Raw genomic sequence first — 20,771 nt, 5'->3', positions numbered from 1 at the left:
TATTGTGCAGTCATGGATACCTCACTTCCCTGGGTGGCTGTAGTAGACGACGACGACGCGATACGGCGCGCGCTGCTGCGCCTGCTGCGCTCGGCCGGCATCCCGGCCCAGGCCTACGCCGGCGGCGCCGACTTCCTGGTCGCGCTGGACGGCGGCCGCCCCTGCTGCGTGGTGCTGGACGTGCACATGCCTGGCCTGTCCGGGCTGGAGGTGCAGGCCAGGCTGGCCGCGCGGGCGCCCGAGGTGGGCGTCATCATCCTCACCGGCCAGCCCAGCCCGGCCGAACAGGCGCAGGCGCAACAGCACCTGCCGCTGGCCTATCTGAGCAAGCCCGTCAACGATCAACTGTTACTGGACACCATCAGCCTGGCCTGCGGCCAGGCGGCGGCGTCCTTCACCGGAGGCCCACGTCCATGAACACGATCACCCCCCTGCATGCCGCCAAGATCCTGATCGTCGACGACCAGCCGCTCAATCTCGCGCTGCTCGAACAGGTGCTGGCCAGCGCCGGCTACACCAGCGTCAGCTGCACCAGCGACGCGCCGGCGGTGGCCGCCATGCACCGCCTGCACCACTACGACCTGATCGTGCTGGACCTGAACATGCCGGACATGGATGGCTTCGAAGTGCTCGACAGCCTGCGCCAGATCGAGGCCGAGCAATACCTGCCGGTGCTGGTGGTGTCCGCCGAGCCGGACTACAAGCTGCGCGCGCTCAAGGCCGGCGCCAAGGACTTCATCTGCAAGCCGTATGACTACGACGAGCTGCTGTCGCGCATCCGCAATATGCTGGAAGTGCGGCTGCTCTACACCGGCAGCCGCAACTACGGCCCGCGCATGGCCGGCCACGACCACCTGACCGGCCTGCCGAACCGCCAGCTGTTCGCGCAGACCATGGTGCCGCAGCTGGCGGCGGCCTGGCCGCGCGCCAGCGCCCTGCTGCTGGTCGACCTGGACGGCTTCACCGCCATCAACGACAGCCAGGGCCACGCCGCCGGCGACGCCCTGCTGTGCCAGTTCGCCAAACGGCTGGGCCAGCTGGCGCCGCCGCCCGCCACCATCGGCCGCCTGGGCAACGACGAATTCGCGCTGCTGCTGCCGGCCCAGCTGCCACAGGCCGGCGCGGTCGCCGACCAGATCCGCGAGGCGCTGCAGCAGCCGTTCGACCTGCCCGGCGGCCAGACCACGATGACGGTCAGCATCGGCATCGCCGCCTGTCCGTCCGACATCGACGACGTCGCCACGCTGCTGCGCTACGCCGACATCGCCCTGCACCAGGCTAAGCAGGAAGGGCGCGACCACTGCTGCTACTTCACCGACGCCATGGACCTGCAGGCGCAGACGCGCTACCAGCTGGAGCACGCGCTGCGCCAGGCCAGCGAACGCGGCGAGTTCGAACTGTATTACCAGCCCAAGGTGCAGATCGGCACCGGCCGCATGGTCGGCGCCGAGGCGCTGCTGCGCTGGAACCGGCCCGGCCACGGCCTGGTGTCGCCGGCCGAGTTCATCCCGCTGCTCGAGCGCAGCGGCCTGATCGTGCCGGTCGGCGCCTGGGCCATCGACCAGGCCTGCCGCCAGATCGCCGCCTGGGCGCCGCACGCCAACGGCCCGCTGCCGATCGCCGTCAACGTCGCCAGCCGCCAGTTCGCCGACACCAGGCTGGAGCAGACCGTGGCCGAGGCCATCGCCCGCCACGGCATCGATCCCGGCCTGCTGTCGTTGGAGGTGACCGAGAGCGCGATGATGGACGACATCGGCCGCACCGCCGCCACCCTGAGCGCGCTGCGCGCGACCGGCGTGCACATCGCCATCGACGACTTCGGCACCGGCTATTCCAGCCTGGCCTACCTGAAGCGCTTCCCGGTCGACACGCTGAAAATCGACATCGCCTTCATCCGCGAAGTGACCAGCAGTCCCGACGACGCCGCCGTGGTGGACGCCATCATCGCCATGGCGCACAGCCTGAAGCTGGAGGTGGTGGCCGAAGGCGTGGAGACCGCGGCCCAGCTGGCCTACCTGGGGCGCCACCGCTGCGACCAGATCCAGGGCTATTTCTTCAGCCGGCCGCTGCCGGCGGCGCAGCTGGAGCAAATGCTGCGCGACGACGTCCGCCTGCGCCTGCCGAACGACGCTGGCGACGCCCCCGAGCGCACGCTGCTGATCATCGACGACGAGCCGCACATGCTGACCTCGCTGCAGCGCCTGCTGCGCCAGGACGGCTACCGCGTGCTGACCGCCAACGGCGCGGCCCAGGCCTTCGCGCTGCTGGCGCAATATCCGGTGCAACTGGTGCTGTGCGACCAGCGCATGGAGGAAATGAGCGGCACCGACCTGCTCGACAAGATCAAGCAGATGTACCCGGACACCTTCCGCATCATCCTGTCCGGCTACACCGACCTGAACACGATCATGGAATCGATCAACCGCGGCGCCCTGTACCGCTTCTACACCAAGCCCTGGGACAACCGCACCTTGCGCAACAATATCGACGCCGCCTTCCGCCACTACTGGCAGCTGCACGGCCTGCAGGAACCAGCGGCGCCGCAGCTGGCCATGGCCGCCGGAGCCTGACATGCATGGGCTGCTGGCAAGCCAGCTCAGCCTGCTCGATCCGGCATCGGCGCAGTGCGATCCCGCCGCCTTCCGCGCCGCCGTCGACGCCAGCTACGAGGCCTACGACGAACAGCTGCGGGTGCTGCGCCGGCAGCTGGACCTGGCCGCCAAGATGGCCAGCCTGGGCCAGGTCGCCGCCGGCATCGCCCACGAGATCAACAACCCGGTGGCCTACGTCTGCGCCAACCTGGAAATGCTGCAGGAGAGCCTGACGCCGCTGCTGGCGCTGCTGCAAACCTGCGAACAGCCCGGCGCCGCCGACCTGCCCGCGCTGTGCCGCGAGCTGCCGCTGCTGGTGCAGGAGTCGCGCGACGGCATGCAGCGGGTGCGTCAGATCGTGCTGGACCTGAAAGCGTATTCGCACGCCGGCGAACAGCCCCAGCAATGGGAGTGGGCCGACCTGCACCGCGGCATGGACGCCACGCTGCACATGCTGCGCAACGAAATCAATGGCCGCGCCGAGATCGTGCGCGACTACGGCGTGCTGCCGCCGGTGCAGTGCCTGCCCTCGCAGCTGAACCAGGTGGTGATGAACCTGGTGGTCAACGCTTCCCACGCGCTGGGCCCGCAACGGGGCCGCATCACGCTGCGCACCGGCGCCCGGGACGGCGAAGTCTGGTTCGCCGTCAGCGACACCGGCAGCGGCATCGCGCCCGACCATGTGCCGCGCCTGTTCGACCCCAGCTTCACCACCAAGCCGATCGGCCAGGGCACCGGCCTCGGCCTGTCGCTGGTGCGGGACATCGTGCACAAGCACGGCGGCCGCATCGACGTCAGCACCGAGCTGGGCAAGGGCAGCACCTTCCGCGTGGTGCTGCCGCAGCGGCATACGGCCTGAGCGCCCCTGGAGAACCCCATGCGTGGCTTCACCACTTCCCCCCGCCTCGCCCTGCTGTGCCTGGCAACCGGCCTGGCCGCCGCGCCGGCCCTGCCGGCCAGCGAGCCGATCTCGCCGGTGCCGCTGAGCTTGCACCAGGACCCGGCCAAGGCCGCGCTGGGCCGGCGCCTGTTCAACGACGTCCGGCTGTCGGGCAACAGCAGCGTCTCCTGCAGCAGCTGCCACAACGTCGCGCGCGGCGGCGCCGACCAGCGGGCCAAATCGCTCGGCTTCCTGGGCAAGCCGGGCGCCGTCAACGCGCCCACCGTGCTCAACGCCGCGCTCAACTTCAAGCAATTCTGGGACGGCCGCGCCGACACGCTGGAAGCCCAGCTCGACATGGTGATCCGCAATCCGGTCGAGATGGGATCGTCGTGGGAGAGCGTGCTGGCCAGGCTGGCCGGCGACGCCGCCTACCGCGACGGCTTCGCGCAAGCCTACCGCGACGGCCTGACCATCGCCAACCTGCGCCACGCCATCGTCAGCTACGAACGCACGCTGATCACCCCCAACGCCCGCTTCGACCAGTACCTGCGCGGCGACCGCAACGCCATCACGGCGGCGGAACAGGCCGGCTACGCCAAGTTCAAGCGCTTCGGCTGCGCCGCCTGCCACCAGGGCGTCAACGTCGGCGGCAATATGTTCCAGAAATTCGGCGTCATGGGCGACTACTTCGCCCAGCGCGGCGGCGCCAACGAGGCCGACCGCGGCCGCTACGCCGTCACCCACAATCCCGACGACCTGCACGTGTTCAAGGTGCCCAGCCTGCGCAACGTGACGCGCAGCGCCCCGTATTTCCACGACGGCTCGGCCGCCACGCTGGAGGACGCGATCGACGTCATGTTCAAGTTCCAGCTGGGGCGCAGCGGCAGCCGGCAGGACAAGGCCGACATCATCCAGTTCCTCAATACGCTCAACAGCACACCGGCGGGGCAGCCATGAACGCGCTCCGCCGGTGGTGGCGACAACGGCTGCGCCTGTACCGGCTGCCGCTGGCCTGCCTGCTGCTGGCCGTCCTGCTGGGAGCGATCTACGCGCGCAGCCTCAGCTATGACAGCAACGACTACTTCGCCAACGTCGCGCTGCTGCGCCAAGTCGCCCAGCTCGACGCGCAATGGGAACTCGACGCGATGAAATCGCGCATCGGCCTGAACCCCAGCTACGACGCGCTGGCCCATCCGCTGGCGGCCATGCACGAGCTGCCCTTGCAGATCGAGGCATCGTCGCCGCAGCTGGCCGCCGCGCTGGACGCCTACCAGCAGACGCTGAGCGCGAAGGCGGCGCTGATGGAGGCGTTCAAGTCGCACAACGCGGTGCTGCACAATTCGCTGGACTTCCTGCCCGTCGCCGCCGACGACATCGGCGTGTCGGCCAACCAGCAGCGCGGCCACCGGCTGGAGGCGATGGGCCATGCGGAGGCGGCCGCCCACCGCCTGCTGCTGGCCTTGCTGATCTACACCGACGGTCCTTCCGAGAACGGCGTCGCCGAGGTCGAACGGGAGCTGGCCGCCCTGGCGGCCGCGCGCGCCGGCCTGTCCGGCGAGCTGGCCGAGCGCATCGACACCATGAGCGCGCACGCGCGCACCGTGCTGGCTGAACAGGTCGCGGTCGACCGGCTGCTGACCGGCATTGCGGCGGCCCCCACCGACGAGCGCATCGACGCCATCAGCGCCCTGCTGGGCCAGCAACAGCAGCTGGCGATGCAGCGCCTGCACGCCTACCGCTACGGGCTGATGCTGCTGGCCGGGCTGCTGGTCGGACTGCTGGCCTACACCGCGCTGCGGCTGCTGCGCAGCCACGCCACGGTCCAGCGCGTCAACGCCGAACTGCAGACCGCCAACGACCACCTCGAAGGCCGGGTGCAGGAACGCACCGCCGAGTTGCTGCAAGCGAACCAGCGCCTGCAGCAGGAGATGGCCGAACGCAAGGCCCTGCAAAGCCGGCTGGTGCAGTCGGAAAAGCTGGCCTCGATCGGCCAGCTGGCGGCCGGCGTGGCGCACGAGATCAACAACCCGCTGGCCTTCCTGGCGTCCAACTTCGGCACGCTGGAGGACTACCTGGACAAGCTGTTCGAGCTGCTGAACGCCTACGAGCAAGCCGAGCACGACGGCGCCCCGCGCGAGGCGGTGGCGCACTCCCGCAGCCGGGTCGACCTGGCCTACCTGAAGCAAGACATTCCGGCGCTGGTGGCCGAGTCGCGCGGCGGCATGGATCGGGTCGGCAAGATCGTGCAGGACCTGAAACAGTTCTCGCGCGTGGAAGCCACCCAGGACTGGGAGTGGGCCGACCTGCGCACCGGCCTGCAATCGACGCTCAACCTGATCGGCGGCGAGCTGGAAGCGGTGGCCGACATCCGGACCGAGTTCGGCCCGATGCTGGAAATCGAATGCATGCCGTCGCAGCTGAACCAGGTGTTCCTGCACCTGCTGCAAAACGCCGCCCAGGCCATCGGCCCCGAACGCGGCCACATCACCGTGCGCTGCGGCAGCGCCGGCGCCGAGGTCTGGCTGGAAGTCAGCGACACCGGCGGCGGCATCGCCGCCGAAGCGCTGCCGCGCATCTTCGACCCCTTCTACACCACCCGGCCGATCGGCAAGGGCACGGGGCTGGGGCTGTCGCTCTCCTATGGCATCGTGCAAAACCACTACGGCCGCATCGACGTGCAGAGCACGCCGGGCCGGGGCAGCACCTTCCGCGTGACGCTGCCGGTCAGCCACCGCATGGCCCAGGCCTAGAAAGAGTGACAGCGGCGCGGCTGCGCTTATAATTCCAAGGTCACTACCCAGTCACTACCGAGTCACTACGCGGCCACGCCAGGAAAACAGCGCATGCAAGCAAACACCACCGCCACCCCGCCTGCCGCCGGCAGCCACGCCCACCTGTCCGGGCGCGTGCTCGGGCTGGCCAACCTGGGCCTGATGGTGCTCGACGCCAGCGGCCGCATCGTCATGTGGAACCAGTGGCTGGCCAGCCATTCCGGCCTGTCGGCCCACCGCGTGCTGGGCAGCGACCTGTTCGAACAATTCCCGGAACTGCGCGGCCAGCGGCTGGAGCAGGCGGTGCAGAGCGCGATGCAGAGCAACCTGCCGCAGCAGCTGTCGCCGGCGCTGAACCGCTCGCCCTTCCCGCTGTACCCGACCGGCACCTGGGGCGGCGAACGGGTCGAGCAGGCGGTGTCGGTCACGCCCTTCACCGAGGGCAAGGAGCGCTACTGCCTGATCGAGGTGAGCGACATCAGCACCACCGTCGGCCGCGAGCGCCAGCTGCGCGGCCAGGCCGAGGCGCTGCGCGCGCAATCGTACGTGGATGGCTTGACCGGCATCGCCAACCGCCGCCACTTCGACGTCGCGCTGGACCGCGAGCTGCGCCGGGCACAGCGCAACCACGGCCAGCTGTCGCTGCTGCTGATGGACATCGATTCCTTCAAGGCCTATAACGACCACTTCGGCCACCAGCAGGGCGACGCCTGCCTGACCCTGGTGGCGGAAGCCTTCGCCGCCATGCTGCAACGCCCGGCCGACCTGGCCGCGCGCTACGGCGGCGAGGAGTTCGCCGCCGTGCTGCCGGACACCGGCCCGGAGCAGGCGGCCCAGCTCGCCGAAACGATCCGCGCCCGCATCGCCGCGCTGGAGATCACGCACGCGCCGGCCGCCAACCGCCCGCACGTGACGATGAGCATCGGCGTGGCCACCTACGACAAGGACCGCCTGTTTGACGCCGCCACCATGCTGGCCGCCGCCGACGCCTGCCTGTACGCCGCCAAGCGCGCCGGCCGGGACTGCGTGATCGTCGACCGTCCGGCCGAAAACGCCGCCTGACCATCCATCAACTCCATGCATGCCTGCCGCTGCGCGCGGCGGGCTTTCACGCATTAGCTGGGCTTATGCATGCCATGCAGAGTATTCATTTGTCAACGCTGGCAAAAAAAGGGCAACATAGTGCATAACCCATAAAAATGGAGACAGCACATGCATCAGCAAGGCGAACTGGCAGGCAAGGTGGCGTTGATTACGGGAGGCGCATCCGGCATCGGCCGCGCCACGGCGGAATTGTTTGCGCGCGAAGGCGCCACCGTGCTGATCGCCGACCGCGACGGCGCGGCGGGCGAACTGGCGGTGGCGGCGCTGATCGAGGCCGGCGCGCGCGCCTCCTTCATCCGCACCGACGTCGCCGTGGCCGCCGATTGCGCGGCGGCGGTGGCGGCGGCCGTGTCGCGCTACGGCCGGCTCGACGTCCTGTTCAACAACGCCGGCATCACGCGCCGCGCCAACGTCATCGACACCACCGAGCAGGAATGGGACCAGGTCATGGCGGTCAACGTCAAGTCGATTTTCCTGATGTGCAAACACGCCGTGCCGGTGATGCAGCAGCAAGGCGGCGGCAGCATCATCAACACCGCTTCCGGCTGGGGGCTGGTGGGCGGCAAGGATGCCGTGTCCTACTGCGCCTCCAAGGGCGCGGTGGTGATACTGACCAAGGCGATGGCGGTGGACCACGGCCCGCAGAACATCCGCGTCAACTGCGTCTGCCCCGGCGACACCGATACGCCGATGCTGCGCAACGAAGCGCAGCAGCTGGGGCTTGAGGAAGCCGCGCTGGTGACGGCCGGCGCAGGACGGCCGCTGATGCGCGTGGGCCAGCCACGCGAGATCGCGCAGGCGGTGCTGTTCCTCGCATCGGATCGTTCTTCCTTCGTCACCGGCGACGCGCTGGTGGTGGACGGCGGCGGCCTGGCCGGATCGGCATAAACCGTGAACAAGTGGGAGAACCCCCAGCTGCTGGAGGAGCACCGGCTGCCTCCGCACGCCTACTTCTTTGCCTACGACGATGCCGAGTCGGCGCGCAGCTTCGACCGTGAGCGCAGCCGCCGCTTCCTGTCGCTGAGCGGAGCTTGGCGCTTCGCGTACTTCGGCCACCCGCTGCAAATGCCGACACAGTTCTACAGCGAGTACATGGCGCACTGGGGCAGCATCGAAGTGCCAGGCATGTGGCAGCTGCAAGGCCACGGCCAGTTGCAGTACACCGACGACGGCATGCCCTTCCCGGTCGACCCGCCCTACGTCCCGTCGGCCAATCCGACCGGCGCTTACCAGTGCTGCTGGACGCTGGGCCCGGAGTGGCGCGGCCAGAACGTGATCCTGCGCTTCGACGGCGTCGAGACCTATTTCGAAATCCACGTCAACGGCCGCTACGCCGGCATGAGCAAGGGCAGCCGGCTGGCGGCCGAATTCGACATCACCGCGTTGCTGGTGGACGGCGAGAACCTGCTCAGCGTGCGCGTGCTGCAATGGGCCGATTCCAGCTATCTCGAAGACCAGGACATGTGGTGGACCGCCGGCATCTTCCGCGACGTCTACCTGATCGGCAAGGGCGCCATCCACGTGCAGGACGTCTGCGTGCAGACCCGCTTCGACGACGCCTGCCGCGATGCGCGCCTGTCCTGCGCGCTGACCGTATCGGCGCAGGACGGCTACCGGATCGATTGGGCGCTGTACGACGGCCCGCGGCAGTTGCAGCAAGGCGGCGGCCAGGCGCCGGCATGGGAAGTGGACGTGCCGGCCCCGCGCCAGTGGAACGCCGAAGATCCCTACCTGTATCGCCTCGAAATCAGCCTGTACGACGCCGGCGACGAACTGCTGGAAGTGGTGCCGCTGCGCGTAGGCTTTCGCGAAGTGAGCGTGCAGGATGGCCTGATGTACGTGAACGGGCGCTATCTGAAACTGCACGGCGTGAACCGCCACGACAACGACCACCTGCGCGGACGTGCCGTGACGATGGCGCGCGTCGAGCAGGATATCGTGCTGATGAAGCAGCACAACATCAACTCGGTGCGCACGGCGCACTATCCCAACGATCCGCGCTTCTACGAACTGTGCGACCAATACGGCCTGTTCGTGATGGCCGAGACGGACGTGGAAACGCACGGCTTCGTCAACGTCGGCAACCTCAGTCAGATCACCGACGATCCGGCATGGGAAGCGGCCTTCGTCGACCGCATCGAGCGCCATGTGCACGCGCAGAAGAACCATCCGTCCATCATCATCTGGTCGCTGGGGAACGAGTCCGGCTACGGCTGCAATATCCGCGCGATGGCCGCGCGCTGCCGCCAGATCGATCCAACACGGTTGATCCACTACGAGGAAGACCGCGACGCCGAGGTGTGCGACGTGGTCAGCACCATGTACTCGCGCGTGCAGATGATGAATGCCTTCGGCGAGTACCCGATGGACAAGCCACGCATCCTGTGCGAGTACGCGCACGCGATGGGCAACGGACCGGGAGGCTTGAGCGAATACCAGGCGGTGATGGACCGTCATCCGCACCTGCAAGGGCACTACCTGTGGGAATGGTGCGACCACGCCATCCTGCAACCGGAGGTGGCGGGACGGCCGTTCTACGCCTTCGGCGGCGACTACGGCGACTATCCGAACAGCGGCAACTTCTGCTGCGATGGCTTGATCTACCCGGACCAGCGGCCCGGCCCCGGCCTGCGCGAATATAAGCAGGTGATCGCGCCGGTGAAGGTGCGCGCCATCGATGCCGCCGCCGGCAGGCTGGAAGTGGAGAACCGCTACTGGTTCAGCAGCCTCGATTGCATCACGCTGCTGATCGAAACCAAGGCAGATGGCGAATCGCTCCGATTGCAGCGCGTGCCCCTGTCGCCGCTGCCGCCGGGCCAGAAGCAGGAGATCCGCATCCCCGAGCCGCCATCGGGCGGCGGCCGGCGCTATCTGAACGTGCGCGTGGTCCGCGACCAGGCCACCGCCTACAGCGCGCCGCAGCATGAGATGGCGGTGTACCAGTTTGCGCTGCCGTCCTCGCCCTCGCCCGCTGTGCCACCAAGCTCCAAGGCCGCGCCCAAGCTCATCGAGCATCGCCTTGAGTACCGCCTCGAAGGCCATGGCTACCAAATGGTGTTCTGCAAACTCACCGGAAAACTCAAGGAATGGGTGGCGCATGGCGCGCCATTGCTTGCGCGCCCACCGCAGCTGACGTTCTACAAACCCTGCATCGATAATCACAAGCAGGAGAACGAAGCCCTGTGGCTGCCGCAGCACCTGAACATCATGCAGGAACATCTGCGCCGCATGGAGATCAGGCGCAGCGACGCGGCGGTGGAGATCATCGTCGATTGCCAGATCGCGCCGCCGGTACTCGGCTACGGCATGCGCTGCCGCTACCACTACCACGTCGATGGCGCGGGCAAGCTGCGACTTACCTTGTCCGGCACACCCTACGGCGGTTTCAGCGACATGATCCCCAAGATCGGCATGACGTTGGGCCTAAGCCGCCAGCTGGACCAGATCGAATACTTCGGCCGCGGCCCGGGCGAGAACTACCCGGACAGCAAGGCGTGCAGCATCATCGACCGTTACCGCAGCAGCGCGGCCGACATGTTCGAGCACTACCCGAAGCCGCAGGACAACGGCAACCGGCAGGACGTCACTTGGGCCACGCTTCGCGACAGCCAGGGCAAGGGCCTGTTAATCCAGGCACCGCAAGGCATCCACTTCAGCGTATGGCCCTACAGCGCCGAACAGATCGCGGCCACGCGGCACGACAACGAATTGCGCGATGAGGACTACTGGACCGTCAACCTCGATCACAAGATGAGCGGACTCGGTTCCAATTCCTGGGGCTCCGAGGTGCTCGAATCGTACCGGGTCTATCTGGAGGCGTTCAGCTACAGCGTGGACTTGTCGCCGCTGAATGGGGAGGACAGCCTGTGATTATCCTGAACAGCGTGGACGAATTCCGCCAGCGCTACCACTCCGCACGCAAGTGGCAGCGCTGCATCGAAGCCATCGCCAACCTGCCGGCGCTGAAGCCAGGCGTGTGCCACTCCATCGGCGATTCGCTGGTCTACCGCCTGGTGGACGGCCCGGCCGCCGCAGCACCCAGCTTCACCGGCAACCGCCGCTACGTCGAGATGCACTACTACCTGTCCGGCAACGAGACCATCGCGTATGCGGCCAAGCCGTCGCTGACACGCCTTGCGGCCTACAGCGACGAGACCGACCGCGAGACCTTCAGCGGCGAAGACGTCCATCGCCACACCGCCAGCGCTGGCCAGCTGCTCATCTTCGACAACGACTGCGCCTACCGGCCGCTGGGCTCCGATCATCTGCGCAAAATGGTGCTGATGGTGACGATAGAAGGTGCGACTTTCCACAATAAGTGAGTTGACATGGCAATTTCGAGTAACGCGCAAATCGGCCGCTTCATGCTGCTGTCGATGGCGGTGGCGGCGATCTTCAATATCCGCAATGTCGTCAACAGCAATATCGCCATCGGCATGGTGGCTGTCCCGTCCTTCCTGTTCGCGACGGCGACCTTCTTCATTCCCTATGTGCTGATCATCGCGGAATTCGTCAGCTTGAACAAGGACGCCAAGTCCGGCATCTACCAGTGGATACGCTCGTCGATGGGCGACAAGTGGGCCTTCGTCGGCGCCTACTGCTACTGGTTCGTGAACCTGTTCTACTTCACATCGGTGCTGCCCAATATCCTGGTGTATTCGTCCTACGCGTGGCTGGGTTACGAATACCAGTTCTCGTCGCTGGTGACGGTACTGCTGTCGATCGTGCTGTTTGCCTTTGCCACCTGGGTCTCCACCAAAGGCGCGACATGGGTGGGCCGCGTGACCTCCATCGGCAGCTCGCTGGTGCTGTTGATGGCGTTCGGCTTCGTGGGATTGAGCCTGGCCGACTGGATCGGCGGCGTGGAGCCCGCCACGCCCATCACCGCCGCCGCGATGACGCCGACGTTCAGCTGGGGCTTCATGGGCGTCATGGCCTGGATACTGTTTGCCGCCGGCGGCGCTGAGTCGGTGGGCGTGTTCCTGAACGACGTGCGAGGCGGCGCCAGGACCTTTGTGCGCACCATCGTTTTCGCGGGCCTGCTGATCGGGGTGCTGTATTCGGTGTCGGCGCTGGTGCTGAACCTGTACGTGCCGGCGTCAAAATTGAGCTATACGTCGGGCGTGTTCCAGGTGTTCGGCGCGCTGGGGGCGCATCACCAGGTATCGCCTGTGCTGCTGAACCGTTTGGTGGGCGCGGTGATGCTGCTCGGTTCCTTCGGCACGCTGATGGTGTGGACTGCCGCGCCGGTCAAGGCGCTGTTCTCGGAGATCCCGAAAGGCATCTTCGGCGAGCGCGCCATCGCCTTGAACCGTCATGACATGCCGGAGCGCGCCGCGTGGATACAGTTTTGCGTGGTGGTGCCGCTGCTGGTGATACCGGCGCTGGGGTCATCTAACGTGAACCAGCTGCTCAATGTGGTGATCAACATGACGGCGGCCACCGCGCTGCTGCCGCCGCTGATCATCATGGCGGCCTACTTCCACCTGCGTCTGCGGCTGGACCACCTGCCGCGCGACTTCCGCATGGGATCGCGCCGTGTCGGGTTGGCGATCACCAGCGTGCTGCTGGCGTTCTTTGGTATCGCCTTCATCGCCGCGATCTTCCCGGCCGGCCAGAACCTGCTGCTCACATTGGGCTACAACGTGGGCGGCGTGGTTCTGTTCCTGGGGTGGGCGTTATGGAAGTACCGCCTGTATGAGCGCGGCCTTGTTATCACTTCCGAGGTTTTGCATCCCGCGCCAGCATCAGCAGGTGCGCGGCGCTCCAACTGAAATTGGTGGCGCCCTGCATGCGGCCGGTGATGGGGTGGTAGTTTTCCCGGATCGGCGCGTCGCCTTGCAGGCCTTCCGCGCCTGTCGTGAAGCGCTTGGCGATGGCGTCGGCTTCCGCGGCGTGGCCGTAGTTGCGCAGACCCGCCGCGCCGAAATAGACCTGGTCCAGCCATACCCTGCCGCGCCAATATATCTCCGGATCGTAGGATGGATTGGAGACGGCTGCCGTCGGCATCGGCACGGGGGTGCCGAATTCGGCCGGGTCCAGCATCTTCGCGATCACCGCGTCCGCCTGCCGCTGTTCGGCGGCGCCGGCCCATAGCGCGGTCCAGCCTTCGGGGCCGCGTCCGCGCATGGTCAGCAGCGTGCCGCCAAGCTTTCGGTCGTAGTAAAAACCGCTGGCGGTATCGAAGAAGCTGGTGTTGATCAGGCCACGCAGATGCGCCGCCTGTTCGCGCCACGCGCGCGCGGCGGCGTGGTCGCCCAGCTCCTGCGCCATATCCGCCAGGATCAGCTTTTCGCGATAGAGGAAGGCGTTCAGGTCCACCGATTCCTGGTCGATGGAGTAGCCCAGCAGCTTGCCTTGCTGGTCGCGGTTCTCGACCACGCGCACCTGCCAGTCGCGCCGCGCGGCGGCCAGGTCGCCGCCGTGGACCCTGTCGGCATAGCGCTGCAAGGCGGCGGGCTCGATGAAGCCGAAGCGGGCCGCGTTGTCCATGCCCGATTCATAGCCGGCCGCCTGCTGCACCGGCAGTTCGATGGCCGCGTACTGTCCGGTATCGACGATGCGGCTGTAGGCGGCGAGACCGAGGCAATCGCGCACGCCGTCCTGCTCCGCTCCGCAGCCGTCGAGCGCCGCCGGCGACAGTGGTTTGACGCGGAAGCGCAGCTGGCCGGCGTCGTCGTTATGGAGCGGGTGCACGGTGGCGCCATATTCGGCCAGGCCGTTGTGATCGTGGTCGCGGTTGCGATACCACCAGCGATGGTAGGCCTCCAACTTGGGCAGCATCTCTTGCAGCCAGGCGCGATCGTGGGATTGGCGGTAGATTTCCCATACCGTCCATGCGGCCAGTGGTGGCTTGGTATCGCGCTCGTTCCAGTTGTCGCCGTCGCCACCGCGCGCGGCATCCATGTTGTAGAAGACATTGTCGGGCACCATCCCCTCGTCTTGCGGACGCACCGCATCGCTGGCCTGTATCTGGTAATCGAACAACGAGCGCACCGTGTTGGCGGCCAGCGCGGGATCAATGGCCGCCAGCGCGTAGGCCTGCTTCCATGTATCCCAGGTCCAGGCGCCGTTGAACCAGCGCGCCGTGGTGGACGGCACCATTGCGTCGTGGCGGAAGGCGCCACGTGGCGCACGCCAATTGCCGATCAGGGTTTCCAGCGCCTTGGTGCTGAGTGTGGACGCGGGAAGCTTGGCCTTCCACGCGGCCCAACGACGCTCGTTCGCCGCAATCGCCTGTTCGGCACGCGCGGGGTTCGACAGCAGCGAGGCCGCATGTGCAGAGGCAGCATCCGTGTCGTCCAGCTGGTAGCTGTAGGCGTTGTAGATCGTTTGCTGCCGGCCGGCGGCGAGCAGCGGCAAGTCGGCGCTGCTGTCGTAGTGCTGGTTGCCCACGCTGTCCTGCGCGCGCACGCTGCGCTCGATGCGGTAGCGCGAACGGCCGCTGGTCATCACGTTGCCTGCGTCGCGCACCTTGCCGAAGGTGATGCTGACGCCGCCGGCATCCTGGACCAGCTGCGGCTTCCACGCCGGCTGGCGCACGGCCACGGCGCCGTCCTTGCCCCACTGCGCCATCAGGTCGCCCTGCCAATGCGCCTTCAGCGATAGCGCCTTGCCGGACGTATTGCGCAAGCGGTAGCGCACCAGCGCACTGCAGGAGTTGACGAAATGCAGATCCACATCCAGCTGCAATCCCGGCCAAACCAGCCGCTGGCTCAACACGCCGGGACGCGCGGCGCTGGTCCAGCGGGCCTGCTCCGGCCGGAAGCTGCGCCCCGTGTGGCGATCCGTCAGATCCAGCCGCTCCAGCGCCGAGGCGATATACAGGCTGTACTCCTCGGCGATCACCAGCGGGCCGCTGAAGGTTCCGGCCAATGTCGGCGTATCCGGCAGCAGGAAGCCGTGCCAGCTGCCGGCATCGAACATGGGATTGAAGCGCTGGTTTTGCTCGGCGTCGAAATCGCGCGCGGCGGTCGGAGTTCCGTATCGGTTGATGGAGGGCGTTTGCGCGTGCGCGGCCCAGGCGGCGGTGCATGCTGCAATCAGCAGCAGGTTGCGAACAGATGAGGACATAGGAGGGAATGAGAACGAGTTATCAGGAAGGGTAACACGATGAGGCCGGGCGTTTTACGCGCCCGGCCCTGATGCATCAGAAGCGGTAAGACAGCGAGGCCGTGGCGTTGCGCCCCAGGATAGGCCGTGCGTAGAACAGGCTACCGTTCGAGCTTTGGTTAAAGCCGCTACGTGGATTCCCTTCGGTCAGGCCGATCGAGTTGGTCACGTTGTTCACTTTCAGGTTCAGCTTCCACTTCTTGTCGATCTTGATCTCCGCTCCCATGTCGATCACATGGTAGGCCGGCAGCGCCAGCGCGTTTTCAAAGTCGGCGAAGCGTTTGCCGATATGGCTGTAGACCAGGAACACATCGCCGAAGCCGAAATGCAGCGTCGGGATCAGGCGCACCTGTGTGTTCGGCGTACGCATCACCTGGTTGCCGTTCTGCTTGGCCTCCTCCGCGTTCGGGTCGATGCCGTTGATGGTGGCCTTCTGCAAGGTAGCCACGTACTCCAGCGAGAACTGCTTGAACGGATTGATGATGCCCTCCAGCTCAATGCCGGTCGACAGCGTCTTGACGAACACCTGGCGGAAGTCGCCCGTGGCCTGGTTGGTTTCGCCGAAGGACAGGTTGTCGAACTTGGTGTGGAATACCGTGGCCGACGTGGTCCAGAACGGCGAAATGTAGCGCACGCCCGCCTCGGTGAAACTGAGCCGGCTGGCGCCGTCGACGAAGCTGTCGCCGCTGTACAGGGTCGGCATGTTGGTGCCGCTGGCGTAGCGGCCATACGTGGCCACGTGGTCGTTGAAGGCGTAGTTGAAACCCGCCGTGTAGGAGGCTTCCTTGATCGTCTTCTGCTTGCGAGTCCACACGCCGGTGCCGGCACGGCGCATGTAGTTGTTGGCGATGATGTTGTCCTTGTCGCTGCCGTCCGCATTGAAGGCGCCGGGGATGATGGCGCCCTCGGTCAGGTTGTCGCCTGGCAGATCGTCGCCGGCCGCCAGCACGCCTTCGTCCTGTACGTCGTAGCGGGCCACTTCGTAGCGCACGCCGGCGTCGAGGCGCAGGTTGTTACTGACCTTCCATTCGTCGTTGACGAAGTAGGACATCGACTTCATGTCGCCTTTGTGGCGTTCGTAGAAGTAGCCGTTGCGCAGCACGCCCTTGTCCGACAGGTAGCCTAGGATCTTGTTGTTGGCGTCGACGGCGACGATATCGAGCCGGCTCGGTTGATCGCGCACGTCGGTGATGATGCGGGCGCCATAGTCGGAATCGTCGTACAGTTTTTGTGCGGCGAACAGGATGCCGGCGGTGAAGCTGTTCTTGTCGTTCTCCTTCGTCACCGACAGCTTGTCAATGAAATGGCCCAGTGAACGGAAGCGTGTCTCGGCCACTGCGTCGGTGGTGAAGCCGTTGCCATTCAGGGTGGATGGGTCGTTGATCAGTTGACCGCTGCCGGCGTAGGCCAGCTTTGCGGTGCCGCCGAAGCGTTTCAGCAGCGCGGCGACGTCGCTGGACTGTGCCGGATCGAGGCGGTTGCTGGCGCGGACCAGATAGCTGTTGGGACCATTGAACACCGACTGCGGCGACACGTCGTATCGCGTGTAGCGCGCGTTGTTGCGGAACGACCAGTCGCCGCCCAGTTCATGCTGCAGGTCCGCGCCGATCACCTTGGCCAGCACGTGGAAGCCGGTATGGAGGTCGGTGGTCACGGGACCATTGGTGGTCTGGTTGGTGATGTGCGCCAGGTCCGGACCATCCAGCGAGCCGTAATGCGGATTCACGCCCGGCACGCCGGTCGGGTTGCCGGGATTGGTCAGCGGGATAGGCAGGTAGAAGGTGTTGTGGTCGTTGACGTACTTGGCCGACAGCGTCAGTTCGCCGCGCTCCAGCTTGCGCGTCAGGTTCACGCGAAGCTGGCCGCCATGGTCGGCGGTGATGCCGATCGGGCGCACGCCCTTGCCTTCGCGGTAGTAGCCGCCGGCCGCGTAGGTCCAGTCGTCGTCGATCGGGCCCGAATACACGCCCTCGGTACGCACCATGCCGTAGTCGCCGATGGTGACCTTGGCCTCGCCCTGCGGCGTTTGCGTGCCCTTCTGGCTGATGAAGTTGACGATGGCCGCCGGGCCGTTGGTCGACAGGATGGCCGAGGTGCCGCCGCGGATCGCCTCGAAGCGCTTGATGGTGACGTCCTCGCGCATCAGAACGTCCACCAGTTCACCGTCGTAGATCACCGGCAGGCCGTCTTCCTGGAGGCTGATGAACTGGAACGCGGCGCCGCCGCTCAAGCCGCGCGGCGAGACGTTGTTAGACACCTCGCCGCCGGATGCTTCCACCCACAGGCCGGGAACCTGTTGCAGCGAATCGGCCAGGCTATGCGGCGCGAGCTTCTCCAACTTGGCCAGGTCCACGGTCGTAATGGCGACCGAGGATTCCAGCTTGGTGCGATTTTTGGCGGTGGTGCCGGTGACGACCACCTCCTGCATGGGCGTGCCCTTGTCGGTGGCGCCCGCCGCGTCGGGCGCTGTTTGCGCCTGCGCGCCGTGCATGGCCGCCAGCTGGGCCAGGGTGGCGACCGAAAGGGTCAACCCGGTTTTTTGTCTCATTTGGAATCTCCAGATAGTTATCGTTATGTTTGTTGTCTTACTTTGTTGCCGCTACACCGAGACCGGCCACATGGTCTGCTCCCGGTAGCCGGTCGTCACCGGCAAATACCCATTGAATTGCGCATCGAGTTCCGCGTCGCCGCTGTCGATGCGCAGCACGCCGCCGTGCAGCGACAGCAGCTTGTCCTGCGGCGCCAGCACATGCAGCCCACGCCTGCCGGCTGCGCGCAGCAGGCTCGGTGAAATCTGCTGGTTGCCGCGTCCCAGCACCAGTCCTTGTCCGCCAATCGGCGACAGCACCAGGTGCGGCGGCGATTGCCAGTCTCCGGCCAGGTTTTCCAGCTCACGACGCGATGCGTCGCGCGCCAGCAGCGTGCCGTCGCCCAGCACCGCGTCCACACCCAGCAAGGCGCCGTCCACGCCCAGCAGCGACAGCAAGGCCTGCGTGGTCGAGCCGGGGCCGATCAGATACAGCGAACGCGCCTCCATGCCTTCCGCAAAACTGCGGGCGATAGCCATGCGCTGCGCCCCGCTGCCGCTGGCATGACGCGACTTGCCGCCTTGCGTCAGCGACGGCGCCAGCGGCAGTTGCAGGTAGCCGTACAGGCGCGGCACGATCTGGTTGCGCCGCAGCGCTTCTTCGTCGAGGTCCATCACTTCGGCATCGCTGCAGATGGCCAGGCCGTTCTGCTGAAACTGGCGCAGCAATAGCCCTGCGGCGGTTGGATGGTTGGCGAATACCGCCGATTGCATCTTCACGCCGGCAGGCACGCCCAGCACCGGCAAGGTAGCCATCACGCCGGCGTCGCGCAGGCCATCCAGCACATCGCGCGCGGTGCCGTCGCCGCCGGCAAACAGCAGCAGGTCTATCCCCATGCCGGCCAGGATGCAGCTGGCGCGGCGCGTATCCGTCGCCTGCGACGGCGACGCAACCGGCACGACGGCGCTGGCCTGCAGGCCCGCCGCGTGCAATGCGTGCAGGCCCATGTCGCCGTCCGCCGTGTACCAGCTGATGGCGTGCGCCGCGCCGCCACAGGCCGCGAACATGACGGCCATGCGTGCGGCCACCTGCGGCAGGACGCCGGACGCTAGCGCGGCCTGCACGCTGTCGGCGCCGTCCGAGCCTTTGAGGCCGGCCGGGCCGCCGATGCCGGCCCAGGGATTGACCACCAGCCCGATCTTCATGCCAGCCCGCGCTCGCCCAGCTTGCGTTGATAGGCGCGCCAGGTGATGGACCAGCGCTCCGGATCGTCCAGCATCTCGCCCTGCACACGGTGGACCGGACAGTTGTGCGGCGCGGTCTTGACCAGATCCGGATCGCTGTGCGCCTCGCCGGCGATGTGGCGCATCACGCCGATAAATTCATCGAGATCGGCGCGCGAGTAGGATTCGGTCGGCTCGATGGTGGCCGGCTCCGGCACTACATACGGATGGTGGCTGGTCCAGTAGTGCACGCCGAAGTCGGCGGCGCGCAGGCCGATTTCTTCCGACGTCACGCCGGTGGCCTCGGTCAGGCCCGCCCAGCTGTAGCGCACCTGCTCGATGCGGCGCTTGCCTGCCGCGTAGGGCGCGGACATGCCGTCGATCTTCAGGAGCTCGTGCATCATGTAGTTGTTGTTCAGGACCGCGATCTCGGAAACGGTGCGCAAGCCCTCGGCGCCCAGGTTCATGATCCACGCATAGGCGCGCAGCATGATGGAGGCGGTGCCGGTGAAGCTGCTGATCTTGCCGATCGATTGCACAGCGCCGTCCACCAGGGTGTAGCGGCCATCCTTCTGCAGCACCAGGGGGCCGGGCAGGAACGGCGCCAGCGCCGCCGTGCAGCACACTGCGCCAACCGCCGGGCCGCCGCAGGCGTGCGGCGTGGCGAAGGTCTTGTGCAGGTTGAAGTGGCACAGGTCGAAACCCGCCTCGCGCGCGCGGGCGATGCCCAGCAGGCCGTTGGCGTTGGCCTGGTCGTACACGCACAAGCCGCCGGCGGCATGCACCACGTCGACGAATTCGCGAATGCGGCCGTTGAAGATGCCGGTGTCCTCAGGGTTGGTGATGACCAGCGCCGCCGTGCGTGGCGATACGGCCGCCTTCAGGGCCGCCAGGTCCGGATAACCGTTGGCGTCCGGGTAAAGTGTGATGACCTTGTAGCCTGCCAGCTTGGCGCAGGCGGCGTCCGACGGGTGCGAGAAGATGGTGGTGATGACTTCATCACGCCGGCCTGCTTCGCCACGGCTCTCGTGCCAAGCGCGCACCATCGCCATGTTGGCGAAGATCGCTTGCGATCCGCCGCGCGCCTGCAACGATACGGCATCCATGCCGGACACTTCTCGCAGCACGCCTTCCAGCTTGTCCATCACCTCCAGCATGCCTTGCACGGTGCTGTCGGGCTGGCGCGGATGCAGCTCCGCCATGCCGGGCTGGCGCGCCAGCTGGTCGTTGATCTTCGGGTTGTACTTCATGGTGCAGGTACCCTGCCCCACGTCCACGTTGAGGTCCGCGCCCAACGTCTCCTGCGACAGGCGCAGGTAGTGGCGCAGCACGCGGTTCTGCGACATCTCCGGCAGCGCCGGTGGGCGCTGGCGCAGCATGGAGGACGGCAACCCGGCCAGCGGCTGGCCTGCCAAGCGCACGATGTCCGGCTCCACTTCCGGCACCAGGATGCCGCGTTCACCGGGCTGGCTCAGTTCAAAGATGACGGGTTCGTCCCAGCGCGCCTGGTGGTAGCGGCGCATCTGCTGTTTGCGGTGGTGGGCGATGTTATCCATGGC

Annotated in this window: 14 protein-coding genes; 10 read left to right on the top strand and 4 right to left on the bottom strand. The window is 66.7% G+C overall.

Annotated features, from left to right (window positions below):
- Positions 1-12 precede the first annotated feature (12 nt).
- From RUGAMON1_RS29970 to RUGAMON1_RS29925, 10 genes are all read left to right on the top strand, one after another.
- Entirely contained in the window at positions 13-417 is a 405-nt protein-coding gene (locus RUGAMON1_RS29970) for a response regulator transcription factor (protein WP_445233940.1), read from the top strand.
- Entirely contained in the window at positions 414-2,570 is a 2,157-nt protein-coding gene (locus RUGAMON1_RS29965; protein ID WP_445233939.1) for an EAL domain-containing protein, read from the top strand. Before RUGAMON1_RS29970 ends, RUGAMON1_RS29965 begins: the two co-directional genes overlap by 4 nt.
- 1 nt (position 2,571) lies before the next feature.
- Positions 2,572-3,450 carry a sensor histidine kinase gene (locus tag RUGAMON1_RS29960; RefSeq protein WP_445233938.1) on the top strand — a complete coding sequence of 293 codons (879 nt, stop codon included), beginning with the start codon at positions 2,572-2,574 and terminating at the stop codon, positions 3,448-3,450.
- Positions 3,451-3,468: 18 nt separating this feature from the next.
- On the top strand, positions 3,469-4,431 hold the full coding sequence (locus RUGAMON1_RS29955) for a cytochrome-c peroxidase (protein ID WP_445233937.1): 963 nt from the start codon (positions 3,469-3,471) through the stop codon (positions 4,429-4,431).
- A complete protein-coding gene (locus RUGAMON1_RS29950) occupies positions 4,428-6,224 on the top strand; it encodes a DAHL domain-containing protein (protein WP_445233936.1) in 1,797 nt (598 codons plus the stop codon). Before RUGAMON1_RS29955 ends, RUGAMON1_RS29950 begins: the two co-directional genes overlap by 4 nt.
- Before the next feature lie 93 nt (positions 6,225-6,317).
- A complete protein-coding gene (locus RUGAMON1_RS29945) occupies positions 6,318-7,307 on the top strand; it encodes a diguanylate cyclase domain-containing protein (RefSeq protein WP_445233935.1) in 990 nt (329 codons plus the stop codon).
- A 150-nt stretch (positions 7,308-7,457) separates the two neighbouring features.
- Positions 7,458-8,237 carry an SDR family NAD(P)-dependent oxidoreductase gene (locus RUGAMON1_RS29940; RefSeq protein ID WP_445233934.1) on the top strand — a complete coding sequence of 260 codons (780 nt, stop codon included), beginning with the start codon at positions 7,458-7,460 and terminating at the stop codon, positions 8,235-8,237.
- 3 nt (positions 8,238-8,240) lie between these two features.
- Positions 8,241-11,219: a beta-galactosidase subunit alpha gene (gene ebgA, locus RUGAMON1_RS29935; protein WP_445233933.1), complete on the top strand. Its 2,979-nt coding sequence runs from the start codon at positions 8,241-8,243 to the stop codon at positions 11,217-11,219.
- On the top strand, positions 11,216-11,671 hold the full coding sequence (locus tag RUGAMON1_RS29930) for a beta-galactosidase subunit beta (protein WP_445233932.1): 456 nt from the start codon (positions 11,216-11,218) through the stop codon (positions 11,669-11,671). The genes ebgA and RUGAMON1_RS29930 overlap by 4 nt, the downstream gene beginning before the upstream one ends.
- A gap of 6 nt (positions 11,672-11,677) precedes the next feature.
- Positions 11,678-13,123 (top strand): amino acid permease, encoded by a 1,446-nt coding sequence (locus RUGAMON1_RS29925; RefSeq protein ID WP_445233931.1) that lies wholly within the window; start codon positions 11,678-11,680, stop codon positions 13,121-13,123.
- Here RUGAMON1_RS29925 and ygjK read toward each other — a convergent pair.
- From ygjK to gcvPB, 4 genes are all read right to left on the bottom strand, one after another.
- The gene (gene ygjK / locus RUGAMON1_RS29920; RefSeq protein WP_445233930.1) at positions 13,065-15,422 is read right to left on the bottom strand and encodes an alpha-glucosidase; all 2,358 of its coding nucleotides are present in this window, start codon (positions 15,420-15,422) and stop codon (positions 13,065-13,067) included. The genes RUGAMON1_RS29925 and ygjK overlap by 59 nt on opposite strands.
- A gap of 76 nt (positions 15,423-15,498) precedes the next feature.
- Positions 15,499-18,009 carry a TonB-dependent receptor gene (locus tag RUGAMON1_RS29915; RefSeq protein WP_445233929.1) on the bottom strand — a complete coding sequence of 837 codons (2,511 nt, stop codon included), beginning with the start codon at positions 18,007-18,009 and terminating at the stop codon, positions 15,499-15,501.
- Between the two features lie 51 nt (positions 18,010-18,060).
- A complete protein-coding gene (locus tag RUGAMON1_RS29910) occupies positions 18,061-19,194 on the bottom strand; it encodes an ATP-NAD kinase family protein (protein ID WP_445233928.1) in 1,134 nt (377 codons plus the stop codon).
- Entirely contained in the window at positions 19,191-20,768 is a 1,578-nt protein-coding gene (gcvPB, locus tag RUGAMON1_RS29905) for an aminomethyl-transferring glycine dehydrogenase subunit GcvPB (protein ID WP_445233927.1), read from the bottom strand. Before gcvPB ends, RUGAMON1_RS29910 begins: the two co-directional genes overlap by 4 nt.
- Between the last annotated feature and the right edge of the window lie 3 nt (positions 20,769-20,771).

Origin of the sequence: Duganella rhizosphaerae, assembly GCF_040364205.1 — a bacterium.
Classification (GTDB): domain Bacteria; phylum Pseudomonadota; class Gammaproteobacteria; order Burkholderiales; family Burkholderiaceae_D; genus Rugamonas; species Rugamonas rhizosphaerae.
The sequence above is the reverse complement of the archived record's forward strand: the minus strand, read 5'-3'. Positions and strand labels throughout refer to the sequence as shown.

Bases quoted from the DNA above. Each gene is read 5' to 3' on its own strand.
- RUGAMON1_RS29910 (WP_445233928.1), bottom strand. From the start codon at position 19,194: ATGAAGATCGGGCTGGTGGTCAATCCCTGGGCCGGCATCGGCGGCCCG.
- RUGAMON1_RS29960 (WP_445233938.1), top strand. From the start codon at position 2,572: ATGCATGGGCTGCTGGCAAGCCAGCTCAGCCTGCTCGATCCGGCATCG.
- RUGAMON1_RS29970 (WP_445233940.1), top strand. From the start codon at position 13: ATGGATACCTCACTTCCCTGGGTGGCTGTAGTAGACGACGACGACGCG.
- RUGAMON1_RS29945 (WP_445233935.1), top strand. From the start codon at position 6,318: ATGCAAGCAAACACCACCGCCACCCCGCCTGCCGCCGGCAGCCACGCC.
- ygjK (WP_445233930.1), bottom strand. From the start codon at position 15,422: ATGTCCTCATCTGTTCGCAACCTGCTGCTGATTGCAGCATGCACCGCC.
- RUGAMON1_RS29915 (WP_445233929.1), bottom strand. From the start codon at position 18,009: ATGAGACAAAAAACCGGGTTGACCCTTTCGGTCGCCACCCTGGCCCAG.
- RUGAMON1_RS29950 (WP_445233936.1), top strand. From the start codon at position 4,428: ATGAACGCGCTCCGCCGGTGGTGGCGACAACGGCTGCGCCTGTACCGG.
- RUGAMON1_RS29925 (WP_445233931.1), top strand. From the start codon at position 11,678: ATGGCAATTTCGAGTAACGCGCAAATCGGCCGCTTCATGCTGCTGTCG.
- RUGAMON1_RS29940 (WP_445233934.1), top strand. From the start codon at position 7,458: ATGCATCAGCAAGGCGAACTGGCAGGCAAGGTGGCGTTGATTACGGGA.
- RUGAMON1_RS29955 (WP_445233937.1), top strand. From the start codon at position 3,469: ATGCGTGGCTTCACCACTTCCCCCCGCCTCGCCCTGCTGTGCCTGGCA.
- gcvPB (WP_445233927.1), bottom strand. From the start codon at position 20,768: ATGGATAACATCGCCCACCACCGCAAACAGCAGATGCGCCGCTACCAC.
- RUGAMON1_RS29965 (WP_445233939.1), top strand. From the start codon at position 414: ATGAACACGATCACCCCCCTGCATGCCGCCAAGATCCTGATCGTCGAC.